This is a genomic window from Candidatus Pedobacter colombiensis (assembly GCA_029202485.1).
Lineage (GTDB): Bacteria > Bacteroidota > Bacteroidia > Sphingobacteriales > Sphingobacteriaceae > Pedobacter > Pedobacter colombiensis.
In genome coordinates this window covers 2518824-2532586 of record CP119313.1, presented here as the reverse complement: position 1 = coordinate 2532586, position 13763 = coordinate 2518824, and the positions used below count along the sequence as shown (strand labels likewise).

At 38.6% G+C, this 13763-nt stretch carries 13 protein-coding genes and 1 pseudogene; 10 read left to right on the top strand and 4 right to left on the bottom strand.

Annotated features, from left to right (window positions below; all coding sequences use genetic code 11):
- Positions 1–16: 16 nt before the first annotated feature.
- Together P0Y49_10780 and P0Y49_10775 are read left to right on the top strand one after the other, a co-directional pair.
- Positions 17–601: a PAS domain S-box protein gene (locus tag P0Y49_10780; GenBank protein WEK21620.1), complete on the top strand. Its 585-nt coding sequence runs from the start codon at positions 17–19 to the stop codon at positions 599–601.
- A 179-nt stretch (positions 602–780) separates the two neighbouring features.
- On the top strand, positions 781–1092 hold the full coding sequence (locus P0Y49_10775) for a hypothetical protein (GenBank protein ID WEK21619.1): 312 nt from the start codon (positions 781–783) through the stop codon (positions 1090–1092).
- Positions 1093–1155: 63 nt separating this feature from the next.
- Here P0Y49_10775 and P0Y49_10770 read toward each other — a convergent pair whose 3' ends face one another.
- Entirely contained in the window at positions 1156–1338 is a 183-nt protein-coding gene (locus P0Y49_10770) for a hypothetical protein (GenBank protein WEK21789.1), read from the bottom strand.
- 1047 nt (positions 1339–2385) lie between these two features.
- On the opposite strand from P0Y49_10770, the gene vgrG reads away from it, so the two are divergent.
- From vgrG to P0Y49_10740, 6 genes are all read left to right on the top strand, one after another.
- Positions 2386–4107: a type VI secretion system tip protein VgrG gene (gene vgrG, locus P0Y49_10765; protein WEK21618.1), complete on the top strand. Its 1722-nt coding sequence runs from the start codon at positions 2386–2388 to the stop codon at positions 4105–4107.
- A gap of 85 nt (positions 4108–4192) precedes the next feature.
- Positions 4193–4432, top strand: a complete 240-nt coding sequence (locus tag P0Y49_10760) for a PAAR domain-containing protein (protein ID WEK21617.1) — start codon at positions 4193–4195, stop codon at positions 4430–4432.
- 91 nt (positions 4433–4523) lie between these two features.
- The gene (locus P0Y49_10755) at positions 4524–4994 is read left to right on the top strand and encodes a hypothetical protein (protein ID WEK21616.1); all 471 of its coding nucleotides are present in this window, start codon (positions 4524–4526) and stop codon (positions 4992–4994) included.
- Between the two features lie 42 nt (positions 4995–5036).
- Positions 5037–8519, top strand: a complete 3483-nt coding sequence (locus P0Y49_10750; protein WEK21615.1) for a gliding motility-associated C-terminal domain-containing protein — start codon at positions 5037–5039, stop codon at positions 8517–8519.
- Positions 8520–8565: 46 nt separating this feature from the next.
- Positions 8566–9054, top strand: coding sequence for a TlpA disulfide reductase family protein (locus P0Y49_10745; GenBank protein WEK21614.1), 489 nt, complete (start codon positions 8566–8568; stop codon positions 9052–9054).
- A 2-nt stretch (positions 9055–9056) separates the two neighbouring features.
- A complete protein-coding gene (locus tag P0Y49_10740; protein ID WEK21613.1) occupies positions 9057–9662 on the top strand; it encodes a thioredoxin family protein in 606 nt (201 codons plus the stop codon).
- 162 nt (positions 9663–9824) lie between these two features.
- Here P0Y49_10740 and P0Y49_10735 read toward each other — a convergent pair whose 3' ends face one another.
- The 3 genes from P0Y49_10735 to P0Y49_10725 all read right to left on the bottom strand — a co-directional run bounded on the left by P0Y49_10735 (position 9825) and on the right by P0Y49_10725 (position 12207).
- The gene (locus tag P0Y49_10735) at positions 9825–10223 is read right to left on the bottom strand and encodes a cupin domain-containing protein (protein ID WEK21612.1); all 399 of its coding nucleotides are present in this window, start codon (positions 10221–10223) and stop codon (positions 9825–9827) included.
- Between the two features lie 168 nt (positions 10224–10391).
- Positions 10392–11306: an alpha/beta hydrolase gene (locus P0Y49_10730; GenBank protein WEK21611.1), complete on the bottom strand. Its 915-nt coding sequence runs from the start codon at positions 11304–11306 to the stop codon at positions 10392–10394.
- A gap of 124 nt (positions 11307–11430) precedes the next feature.
- Positions 11431–12207 (bottom strand): alpha/beta hydrolase, encoded by a 777-nt coding sequence (locus tag P0Y49_10725; protein WEK21610.1) that lies wholly within the window; start codon positions 12205–12207, stop codon positions 11431–11433.
- Positions 12208–12380: 173 nt separating this feature from the next.
- Between P0Y49_10725 and P0Y49_10720 the strand changes: the two genes are divergently transcribed.
- Entirely contained in the window at positions 12381–13202 is an 822-nt protein-coding gene (locus P0Y49_10720) for an alpha/beta hydrolase (GenBank protein ID WEK21609.1), read from the top strand.
- A 206-nt stretch (positions 13203–13408) separates the two neighbouring features.
- Positions 13409–13732: pseudogene (locus P0Y49_10715) on the top strand (DUF2200 domain-containing protein).
- Positions 13733–13763: the final 31 nt, after the last annotated feature.

Below are 13763 nucleotides of genomic sequence, written 5' to 3'. Positions count from 1 at the left end.
TTATTACAAGTTCATTATGATTCATTCGGAATTTTATTATAATTTACTAGATAAGTTAAGTATTGTTGCAATTACCGGCAGAAGTGGCAGGATCATTTATGTTAATGATAAATTCTGTCTCATTTCAGGATTTAAAAGAGAAGAGTTATTGGGCTCAAATCATCGTATCATTAACGCTAACTACCATCCTAGATCATTTTTTATAGATTTATGGAAAACTATTTCATCAGGTGAAACCTGGCGTGGAGAGATTAAGAACAAGGCGAAGAATGGAACTTATTATTGGGTTGATACTTTTATAATCCCCGAAAAGGATAAAAATAATAACATCCTGTATTATTACTCTGTTCGTTTTGATATTACTGAACGCAAACGAAATGAGCGTGAGTTGAGAGGACGTAACAAAGAACTTGATCAGATCAAAGTTTTGCAGTCCCATCAAGTCAGGAAGCCTGTGGCCAACCTATTGGGCTTAATTGATTTGGTTGAACCTGAGGGGTTAAATGAAACAAATAAAAAATTGTTCCATATGTTTAAATCCATTACAAATGAGCTTGATGAGTCTATTCGGGGTATTGTTAGTTTAGAAAATGATCTATAAAAATATAGCGTAGATCGGTATTTTATAACAGTTTTGATTTTTGAGCCGATTATTTTAGTTAATCGGCTCATTTTTTATTATACTTCCTCTATAAATCATTTATTCTAAGATATTGTTAGTTATCTAATTTTGTTGACGTCTTTTACGAATTTCCTCTTCAAGTTTTTGCATTGCTTTCCATGTCGAAAATAATAGAACAAGATAAAAAGCAATATTATAATCAATTGAAGTGCGCACAAAGGAGTTTAGATATTACAGATTGGGTAAATTATTTTGCTCAGATGATCTTCGAACGCCAGTTTAAAGCTATTCAACGTATGCTAGAAAACGGCATTACTGGTTTTGAAGGCGGTATGACAGCTAAGAAATATATAGCCATTACTAAAACATCTAAAGCTACAGCAACAAGAGATCTGCAAGACCTTCACGAATTGGGCGTTTTTGAACAAAATGGAGCGGGTAGATCGGTAAGGTATGAGTTGGTTTTGTAGATAATAAAACAGACGAAAATTAGCTCTCTTTTATTTATCGTGTTTATGCTGTTATCAGCTGGCTTACTGTTTGCCCCATTTGGCCTGAAGAAAATCAATAGTTCCGCTGATTAATTCTTTAAGTACTTCTGTATGAATATCAGACAGTTTTTTCACATAGATACAACCTTTTCCCATCTTGAACTTTCCCAGTTGTTTGAGCAGTTCATCCTGACCTGGGGCGCCACTATAAACGTAAAGTGAGATGGCTGCCTTTCTGGGTGAAAATCCTACTTTGGGTGGTTTTAATGGTCATATTATATGTTAGAATAAGTAAGCCTACAAGAAGGAGGAGTACGCCCATGGATTTATATTTGTTTAGCGTACGAAATATAATTAATAATTTTTTAATTTCTACTTCCCATGAGAAATGGCAACCTTGCGGAATCCCACTTTTGTTGAAATATACAATCACCAAGAAATAGGTTATTTTAGTCGTTGACGTTCTATTAGATTAACAATTAGTCGACTGCAAGAAACCAAGAAAACACCTATGAAAAGTTTAACAAGGTAAAATGCAAATAAACTGGATGCTGGATTCTGAATAGAGAAGCCAGTATATCGAAAAAACGAAAGACTTTGCCTAAATAATTGAGGTAAACTATCTATAATAATCAGTCCACCAATTAAAATCACAATTATCTTTAGTACGTTAGAGCGGTGGATATTGAAAGAAATAGTTTCTTCAGTGAAGCCTTTTTCAAGTCTAAGCAACCTTATAATGTTATCGGTTCTGAACAAAAAACTCCATAAAATAAAAAAATAGAAAGCAACAGTAACTACTGATAGGCTCAGAATAATAAATACATTCTGATTTGAAGATTGGTTATAGAGGAATACAAGTGAAGTTAATACCTGAGGAATAAATGCTAATCCTTCGAAAATAAGCCAAATTCCCATTACTTTAATTAGAATCTGCCATAAAGTTTTTGGGGTCATAAATTGATTAATGTAATATATTTCATGCGTTTAGGCACATATGCAATTAAATAATTTTTACTATAAATATAAATTTAATTTTCGCTTTATTTGATAAAAGCCTATTCTATAATTCCGACACCATAATAGAAGTGGTCAAAATGGTACGGAATCTTCAAATATAGTTCGTTCCGATGTATCTGGTATCTTGGCCGAATGGAAAAAAACTTGCCGGGACATAAACTCAATCTTTAACTTAAACAATAAATTTCGTTAACTTTACGCTAATCTATTGTCCAGCTATAAACAGATTGATGTTTCTAAAATGAGTATAAAATGATCAAACCTTCACATAGCAAAACCACAAGCATGGTTACCTTTAATATTTATAGTAATGGTATTCCAATCAATACTAGTTTTAGAGTGATCTCAATTTATGTGCATAAAGAAATCAATCATATCGGTAGTGCCAAATTGGTAATTGATATAGATCAAATGGATATTACCCCTGCACCTGAAATGGAAGGCGATGTCTTTATTCCAGGGAAGGAAATTAGGATCGATGTAGGGTATCATGGCGAAGATAAAACAATTTATGAAGGAGTAGTTACCTCACAAAGCCTCCAAATAAACCAGAATGCAAGGCCTACATTGTGTATTGAGTGCCGTGACTATGTTTTTCCTGCAACACTAAGCCGTAAAAATAACGTTTTCAGGGAAATGAAAGATGATGATATCATCAGGCAGATATTGGCTCAATATCCTTTGGTCAATATTACTGTAGCTCCTACATTTACCAATAATGAATCTCTAATCCAATATTATTGTAGCGATTGGGATTTCCTACTTTCCAGGGCAGATGCCAGTGGAATGGTTGTCATTTCTGACGGGAGATCTATCCAAGTCATTAAACCTGATGTAGGTTCTTCGAGTGTAATAACATTAAGCTATGGTTCAGATATACTTGCTTTTAATGGTACATTAGACTCCACTACTCAAACTATATCTGTTGATGCAGTGGCCTGGGATTCTGCAGAACAGCAGATCATTGCTGTATCCGGAGATATTCCGGCAGTAAATAGTCAGGGAAATATAACACCTGCAAAATTAGCTGAAACCCATCAACAAAACATGTTATTACAAACCACTACGGCAGCTGAACAGGCTTTAAAATCATGGGCTGATGCACAATGGTTCAAGTCTGCCATCAACAGGTATAAGGGAACTATAAAGTTTCAAGGTACTTTTGTCGTACCCGGATCTATGATTGAATTGAAGGGACTAGGTGCTCGCTTTGATGGCAATGCTTACATTGGAGGTGTTGTACATGAAATAGCCGAAGGCAACTGGTACACTACAGCTACTATGGGGATTGGCCATTTAAACAATGCAGGTCAGAATCAGGTATCAAGAGCGCCAGTTTCTGATTTACTACCTGGTACTCATGGACTTCATGTGGGCAAGGTGCTGAGCATTGAAAACGATCCAGCCGGTGAAGGCAGGATACAGGTAGAAATCCCTTTGCTAAATGCTATAGATAATAGGATCTGGGCCAGGCTGGCCACTTTCTGGGCAGGTGATACACATGGTGCTTTTTTTATACCGGATATAGGAGATGAGGTCGTGTTAGGTTTCTTTAATGATGATCCCTGTCATGCTGTAGTGTTGGGTAGCTTATACAGCAGTAATAAAAAAGCGAGTCACCAGCTTGCAGACGAAAATCATATCAGGAGCCTGGTAAGCAGGTCTGATATAAAAATCGTTTTTGATGATGAAAAGAAAAGTCTTACATTTTCTGCTTCAGGCAGCAAAATAGTTCTGTCTGATAATGGCATTTCCATAGAATCTGCGGATAAACTTGTACTGAGTGCTGCTGCAGGTATCGAAATCAATGCCGGTACTGTACTTGCTATTGAAGGCAAATCGGGAATTAAGATGAAGGGACCAAATATAGAAGCCAAAGCTGATGTGGCTTTTACAGCCAAAGGCAATGCAACAGCCGAACTTTCGGCTTCAGGGCAGGTAACTGTAAAAGGAGCAATGGTTATAATCAATTAATTTGTTTACAAGGAAAAACTATTTTATGCCTCCAGCAGCAAGATTAACAGATTTGCATGTATGCCCAATGTCAACACCGGGATCAATGTCTATACCTCACGTTGGAGGACCGATCATTGGGCCTTGCGTGCCAACTGTATTGATAGGGGCATTGCCGGCAGCAGTTGTTGGCGATAAGTGCACGTGTGTTGGGCCACCAGACACTATCGTTACAGGTTCTGCTACTGTAATGATAGGAGGTATGCCAGCCGCGAGGATGGGCGATAATTGTGCCCATGGAGGTACGATTTTACTGGGGTGTGTTACTGTGATAATAGGTGGGTAAAACTAATTACCATTTAGTAAATAATATAGAAACTACAGCCACCAATTATATGCACATAAAAAAGACACTGACATTTTTTCTCCTTCTAGTGATGACTCACATCTCTTTTGCTCAAAATAGCAATAGGCAAGCAGTGATTGATAATATACGTAAAGAGTATATGGACAATTCCAAAACAGACTTACTGAAAGATTCCATTGCGCTATACACCTTTGCAATTCAAATAGCAGTAAAAAAAGTAAAAGACAGCTCTATTGTTACAAGTATAGTTGTTAATGACAGTATCGCAAATACGATTTTGCCGGACCATAATTTCCTGCGAAAAATTAACTACGCAGTGTTTATGTCTAAAGTAAAACGAGCAACCATAGTTATTCCTTTCGGATTCATTGTAGCTCATTATCATGCTAAAACATGGCCGGAACGAAAAATAACTATAGATGACCTTGGATCAAAAATTTACAAACTGTTTAACTATGATTTGCAAAAGGATACCCCTACAGAAAGTTTTATCTATCTGAGTCCGTTTGTTACATATGCAGATAAATCGGTTTATGATTAAAAATGCTAAATTAGTCGTCAATTTATATTTAACGCTTTCAGATTGAAATTAAGATTAATCCTCATATTTATTCTACTATTCCAAAGCTATTTAGCTTTTTCAGAGATATTTGTAGTAACTAGCAATGCAGATAATGGAGCGGGGACTTTAAGAGAGGCTTTAACAAAAGCGGCAGCCAATGGTAATGCTGAAGTTGATTACATCAATTTTAATATGCCAGGAAATTCTATTGATGATCATACCATAAGCATTTTATCAGAACTTCCCGAAATCACATCCGACATTGTAATTGACGCATCTACACAACCCGGGCAGGAAGCCTCTGTTAATCATGCAAAGGTGATTATAGATGGAAGTTATACTGTTTATTCACAGCATAATTATCATCTTTTTAGTATTAATGGTGTAGATAGATTTGAACTTTACGGTATGGTGATCAAAAATTTCTTATATACATTTATAGGATCACCTACGAGTATTGTGGCTTTGGATTTCTCCGGGATCAATAAGAATGTGACCATTGGTGCTCCTGGAAAAGGAAATGTAATTTATAATATTTACGGGATTAATATGGATTGGAGAAATGTTAATTCGCGTAATCAGATAATAAACTTGACTTTGAAGAATAACTTCTTTGGAATAAAAGAAAACGGGTTGGATATTGCTACTACCGTTTTAACTGGAATATTTTCCAAAAGAAATCATAACGTAATTATTGGGGGCGATACAACCGAAGAAGGGAATCTAATCTATGGCTCGGTTGAAGTCAACTTTGCCGATATAAATGAGTTGGTTACGCAAAATGTATCTGTACTGGTCAAGAATAATATCTTTACTGCAAATATGAATGCTGAGCGCCCTGGAGTAACTGTAAGCCGGAATTCTATTGTCCATAGCTTTTGGGCCGATGCCAACTTAAATCATACCGGATTTGTAAATATTGAGGTTACCGACAATGTATATGGTGCAGGTTTAGGGTTCCGGGGACTTAATAATTGCAACATCAGGGTAAGTCGTAATTTCTTTGGCACTTCGCGTAACCGAGATACAAGTTTGCCCATCCAATCTGAGGCTATTCGCTTTTACTATGTGAAAGGAAGGGTTCTGGTTGGCGGTTCCTCAACAGCCGAAGGCAATGTGATCACCAATACCAGCGCTTTTCCAGTTTATCCGAAACAGCAGTTTGCTATTTCTGCTGAGGTTTCATCAACTGTAGAGTTGAGCCATAATATTTTATATTGTAATCCGGGAATACCTTTTTTATATAGTAATACTGGGCCTTTTAACAAACCCCTGGAGGTATTATTAAAAGAAAAAACAGCAACTTATGTTGCGGGGACGACAAAACCAGGCGCCAGGGTTGAACTGTATTATACCGACCCCGAATGCACCAATTGCCAACCAAAGCGCTATTTTGCTACAGTAATCGCCAGTCCATTAGGCAACTGGAGGTACGATGGAATAATTGAATCAGGTGTGTCCGTGATGGCCTCGGCGACAGTAAACCAGGTCACTTCCGAATTTTCCGACCCAAGGATATATATGTTTCCTTATAATGAACCGATATTTAAAATAACGCATCAAACCTGCGAAGGTAACAAAGGCAAAATTCAAGGTGCCTTTACTGTCAATGCGGATAAGGTAGAATGGTTAAATGAAGCAGAAGAAGTAGTAGGGAATACTCATGATTTGGAGAACCTGGCAGCAGGTAAATACAAGTTAAGAGCAAATCAGTTTGGCTGTATTATAGAATCAGAATGGGTCATTGTAGAAGATCATAGGCCACAACTGTCTTTTAACGCAACAGCCCAACTGATCCATCCATCCTGTGGAAATCCAGGATCTATCCTAAGTCTCTTTCCAAATTATTTTTCGACTATACAATGGCTGAATGAAAATGATGAAGTAAAGGGGACAAGCAGAGAGTTAATTGGTGTGCCTCCAGGTGCTTATACTTTACGGCTTACCGGCCCAACTGGATGTGTTAGGGATTTTGGTCCTTATGTGCTGGTGAATGCTGCCGGCCCCAGTATTGACCAATCAACACCCAATATTAAAGGTAGCTCATGTAATACACCAACAGGTTATATTAAAAACATACAGGTTACCGGATCAGGAACCTTAAGCTACAAGTGGAGAGATGCTGCGGGGGCAGTGGTAGGATCTGATAAAGAGCTCTTAAGCGTATCTGCCGGACTGTATACCCTTGAAGTGAAAGACGAGAGTGCATGTCCGGCTATGGTATCGTCGCCCATAATTGTACATGAAATCAATGGTATTACCATTAATACAATCAATAAAATTCAAAATAAAGCCAGCTGCAATAATAGCAATGGTAGTATTACAGGTATTACCGTAACTGGTGCAACCGATTTTGAATGGTTGGATGCAGGTGGTACTGTTGTTGCCAGTTCATTAAACTTAACAGATATGCCAGCTGGCAAATATCGTTTGGTTGCTTCCAACGCAGTATGCAATAAAACCAGCGAAGAACTCATTATTGAACTGGCTCAATCCACCCGGAATTATGCAACTACAAAAATTAGCACACCTGCTAGCTGTGGTTTAGACAATGGAAAAATAGAAGCCATATTCACCAATGACCAGCCTGTTTCCTGCTTTTGGAAGAATAATGCAGGTATAATTGTGGGGAATTCCCGGATATTAGAAAATCAAGGAGCCGGGCCTTACAACCTTTATGTCATTGATGATCTGGGTTGTGAACATTTTTTACAGCAGTACAGCATTGGCAATCTGGTTGGGGTTACAATTAACAGAGGGTTTGAAAACATACAAAACGACGAATGCGGCATGGGAAAGGGCAGGATTAGAGCACCTGGTTTGAGCGGTGGGCAGCTCCCTTATTTTTATGAATGGAAAGATGTTGGCGGGCGTGTACTAGGATCAGGAGCTATATTGGATGGAATAAAAGCAGGTGTATACCAACTTACTGTAGGAGATGCACTGGCTTGCAGCAGACAAACCATTTCTTATACCATTAATAATGAAAGTGGAACCCTGCCTGCTCCAGTAATAAACGATTTAAAAATCTGCGCCGCCGGAGATGCACTGATTCAGGTTTTACAGCCGGTGAATGGGAAATACCTGCTTTACAACGAAGGAGGAAGCGTTGTCGATCAAAATAATACAGGCACATTTAAAGTAAATGTTGGAGAAAGCCAGCGTTTTAGCGTGGTGCTACGGCAGGGTAGTTGCGAAAGTCTGGCTTCAAGCTGCAAGGTTACTATAGAAAATGACGGCATAGGCAAGCTCGCTAATGCACTTTCTCCCAATAACGATGGTGTAAACGATCAGTGGGTAATACCGGGAATGCAGAACTATCCTGAAGCTACAGTAAGCATTTATAATCGTTATGGAAATAAGGTATTTGAATCTACAGGATATAAAATTCCATTTAATGGCCGATGGAATGGTAGCGATTTACCAATTGGCACCTATTATTATATTATTGATCTTAAAAGGGGCTGTGGTTTACAAAAGGGAAGTTTAACGCTTGTTCGTTAAAGTTAAATGCTTTCGGAATCTTCAAATTTTCTAAATAGCTTTGTATATGAGGAAATTACAAATTGTATTTCTACTAATGATAATTACCTTTTGCTCATTTACAGTAATGGGTCAGACGGTGAAACTGCTTACTTTGGATCAACTAGATCAGCGGATCACAAAGGGTGGGGATACCGTGTATGTGATTAATTTCTGGGCGAGTTGGTGTGCTCCTTGCCTGAAGGAATTACCTTACTTCGAAAAGCTGAGTCAGACCACTAGAAAAGATAAAGTAAAAGTCCTGCTGATCAGCCTGGATTTTAAATCCAAACTTACCAGTACTGTTGTTCCCATTGTAAAGAGTCTGAAACTAAAAAATGAAGTATATCTACTAAATGAAAATAATCAGCAGGCATACATTGAACGAATAGATAAAGACTGGTCAGGTGCTTTACCAGCTACATTATTCATCAATAAAGTAAAGAGTAAACGTATATTTAAAGAGCAGGAATTCACCTTTCAAGAATTAATTAATACCTATCAACAAATAAAATAGCTATGAAAAATTACATTATTATCTTGCTGACATTTTTGTCGTTCTCTGCTACAGCGCAGATCAAGACGCTAACAGCTGGCACTACAGCTCCTGATATTAAACTTAAAAACGTAGATGGCAAAATAGTCGGCTTCGACGATTTTCCAAAAGCCAAAGGCTTTGTTGTTGTCTTTACGTGCAATACCTGCCCATATGCACAGGCTTATGAGCAACGGATCATTGCCCTAAATGCGAAATCAACACCCTTTGGCTATCCTGTGATTGCAGTTAATCCGAACGATCCTGAACTTTCAAAAGGGAACAGCTTTGAAAAAATGAAGGAAAGAGCGGCATCAAAGAAATATACTTTTCCATACTTGTTTGATCCGGGGCAGAAAATAACTAATCTTTATGGCGCAGCCAAAACGCCTCACTTTTTCCTTGTCAAGAAAACTGATAAAGGGCTTGTAATTGAGTATACCGGAGCATTGGATGATGATCCGCAGGAGGTAAATACAACCCGCACCCACTATATTGAAGATGCAATAAATGAACTGAATGCTGGCAAAGCCTTAACAGTTATCTCTACAAAAGCAATTGGTTGTACAGTAGTAAGGGCAAAAAAATAAAGCAAATCAACACAGCTCTATTTTTACAAGTATAGTTGCTAACGACTTTATAAGGGCATGGCAATAAAATTCAACCCAATTGGGTCAGGTAAATTATCATTTACATAATGACAATTGTTTACAAGGAAGAAATAAAAACATAGAATACATAAATAAAATACACTATCTTTTCGGATCATCTTTTGGGTTTACAAAAGTTACTCCCGAAGGGCCATATCCTGTGATCTCAACAATAACCGGGATGTTCCCTGTCATTGCAAAATGATTTTGCTTTTGAACTTCCGAGTAAACACTTCCAACCGGTAGTTTTTTTAATTTGTCTTTATCAAATTTATCACCGTATCCGAAATACCAGGTCCCAGACACTACAGTACCTACCCGATCATCGGGATGATGATGTGCAGAGATTTTCGTATTGGCAGCCACTTTTAATAAAATGGTATAAAGACCTGGTTTGGAAGGATCCCCATGAATGACGATTTCCTGTACGGCACCTAAGTTAGAAGATCCGGGAGCTTTTGTCCCGGTTGTCTTTGCATTCATAATTTCCTGATGTGTCATGCGCAGCTGCCCATTTTTATCTGACTGAGCATTTGCTGATATAATATTTATTTTTAATCCAATTATAAGGCAGAATTGAAATTTCGGGGAAATTGTTCGGTTTAAAATTTTAGCGAAATACATGGTTTTAGTTATTAGCAGGAACAGCCTGCGGGTTTAAATTATATTTTACTTTTCAAAAAAATCTTGCAAGCCCTTTAAAACTTGGTCAGTACCTTCTTGTACTATCCAATGGCCGGATCCCTTGATGACAACTTCTGTAACATCGTTTGCAACGAGTCTGCAATGGTCTCCAAAATAGGAGGCCGCAGAATACTCAGCACCCATAGCCAACAGCGGCATTTCAAGTTTGTGCTTACTGAATTCAAGATTGTCTTTGGCATCCTGAGGAAATGCACCAAACCAGGAAAAGCTGCCGGTTGTTGCACCGGGGGTCGAATAAGCTCTTATAAATTCAGTGCTTTCTTGTTTTGTAAATGGGTCTTTCACATAACCAACCTGTGGCCAGAAGTCTTTAAGAAATTCTCCTGCTTTCCCTTTTACAAGGTCTCCAGCAATGGGTCTTGCAAAAAAACCAAACCACCAAAGTTTGTGGTACAAATCAGACCACACCGGTTCAATACCTGGGATTAGCGCATCTAATAGAGCAATCCGCTTTACTTCATTACCATATTGTGCAGCATAGGCGTAAGCAACCATCAATCCAATATCATGACCCGCAAGATTAATATTCGTATAACCTAATTGTCTCATCAATTCATGAATATCCCTGGCCATTGTTTTTTTATCATAACCATCTTTGGGTTTGCCGGATTCACCAACGCCAGGCAGATCGGGGGCTATAATGGTAAAGTGCCTGGAAAGCTCTGGCATGATCCTGTTCCACATAAACCAGTTTTGCCCAAACCCATGAATTAATAATAGAGGCTCACCTTTTCCGCCAGTTACATAATGAATTTTTATACCGTTTACAGTTGCATATTTGTGGACAAAGCCTTTGGGGGGCGTTGCAGGATTAATGGTTTGTGCAATAGCTGGAATGCTAAAAAACATGGCAACTATTATTGTTGTTATTTTGCTCATTTTCTTATTTTTTTGATGAATAACAAGGATTGAGGTTCTGGTCAGAAAGTACCTCCTCGTTTGTACTTCCGGTTGATAGGAAAAAACCACCCCATAATTTTACTTATGAGACGGCCTCTTTTAATTAATTTTTTGCCGATAATTCCGTTGCTGCTTTAATGATCCAGGCAGCTACTGCCTGTGGTTGAGATATGAAAATGCAATGGCTGCCTTTGATCTCTGTGGTTTTGGATTTGGAACGCTCATATATCCTGCGCTGGATTACGGGGTTGATCATTTTGTCATCCGTTGCAACACAGGCATAAGACGGAAGGTGCTTCCATGCCGGATCAGTTATAGGAGTGGCGAAAGCCTTTCCGGCGAATTGCCCTTGAGCATCAGCCATAAACTCAGCCTCGGCTTTTGGAATGTCTGCACAGAAACTGGCATGATATCTGGCCCTGTCAATGTAAACAACGCCTGCATTGTCTGGTGGCAATATGGCATTTTCGGGTGCAACAGGTGCTGATTGGAATAATGTGAGATCAGACTCACCTTGATCAGGCTGGAAGGCGGCGACATAAACCAGACCTGCAACTTTGGGATGGTATCCTCCTTCTGTGATGACTGCTCCACCATAAGAATGGCCGACCAGGATACACGGACCGTCCAGCCGATCCAATTCGTGGCGTAAGTTTTTGACATCATCCTCTAAAGAGGTCATCGGCTCCTGCAAGACAGTCACATGGTAACCTTTTTTTACAAGGATGGAGTAAACGCCTTTCCAACCTGAGCCATCAGCGAATGCTCCGTGTACAAGTACCACATTCTTAATCTGTGCGAATGACGTTGACCAGGCGATAAAGAGCATTGCGAGCGTCATCAATAGATAACGTCCGGTTTTGTTTTCTTGTTTTTTCATGATCATAGGATTTTAAATTTGACCCATATTTGATAGATAGTAACATACTTGTTTTTACAATTGTTTATCAGACTAATATTAATCTCTAAATCAAATTAATCTTCATAAAAACCTGTTGTCCAATTTATTTGTTGTGCTGAGGAAAGGAATTTTCCTCTATAAAATCAATAGAAATGAGTACAATCAAAGTAAAAGACGGAACCAAAATTTATTACAAGGACTGGGGAACTGGTCAGCCTCTTTTTTTTCATCATGGCTGGCCTTTATCAAGTGATGATTGGGATGGACAAATGATGTTTTTCCTGGAACAGGGATTCAGAGTAATTGCCCACGATCGCAGGGGACATGGGAGATCTAGCCAAACGCTAAATGGACATGATATGGATACTTATGCAGCCGACGTAGCTGAATTGACCCAGGCACTGGATCTAAAGAGCGCGATTCATATTGGTCATTCTACGGGAGGTGGTGAGGTGATCCGCTATGTAGCCAAATATGGTAAAGGCCGCGTAGCTAAAGCAGTACTGATTAGTGCTGTTACTCCGATCATGGTGCAGACAGCAAATAATCCGGAGGGTATTCCTTTGACTGTATTTGATGAAATACGGGAAGGAACAGCATTACATAGAGCACAATATTTTATGGACTTTACCCTTCCGTTTTATGGATATAACCGCGATGGAGCAAAAATATCGCAAGGAATTAGGTACAATTGGTGGCGTCAGGGAATGATGGGTGGAGTAAAAGCACATGTGGATTGTATAAAGGCTTTTTCAGAAACAGATTTTACCGAAGATCTTAAAAATGTGGATATTCCTGTACTTGTGATGCATGGGGAAGACGACCAGATTGTTCCATTTCCAATTACCGGAGCAATGGCTGTAAAGCTTTTGAAAAATGGAAAATTGATTTCCTATCCGGGTTTCCCTCATGGAATGCCAACAACAGAAGCCACTACCATAAATAAGGACCTTTTGGCTTTCATCAAATCATAGCATGTTCCTATTTGGTTCCTTGTATGGATAATCTTCCTTCCATATCAGCACTTCAAAGAATTGCCCTCTGAATCGTGAATGTTAATGAGGATCGGCGGGTATTTGATTTTAATTCCTGAATTTTATCAAAGAGTAGGTTATATTGTCGTTAATTTTGTATTCCTTAGCAAGTATTAATACAGGAGATTAGTATTAAAATACCTAAAATGACCTTTGCTTCGGTCTATCCGATGTACCTCACAAAAGTGGAGAAGAAAGGTAGAACAAAAGATGAATTGCATCAGGTTATAGCCTGATTAACTGGCTTTGATAGCGAAAGACTACAAGCGTTAATTGAAGAAAAAGTAACTTTTGAAAAGTTCTTCCAAGTGGCTTCGTTATATCCCAATTCGCAGCTCATTACAGGAGTCATCTGTGGGTATCGTATAGAAGATATTGAGGATCCTTTGACGCAGCAAGTTCGCTATTTAGATAAAATGGTTGATGAATTGGCTAAGGGCAGAAAGATGGAGAAGATTTTGCGAGGTTAATTTCATTTCATGTCGCTGAATGTTTCACCAG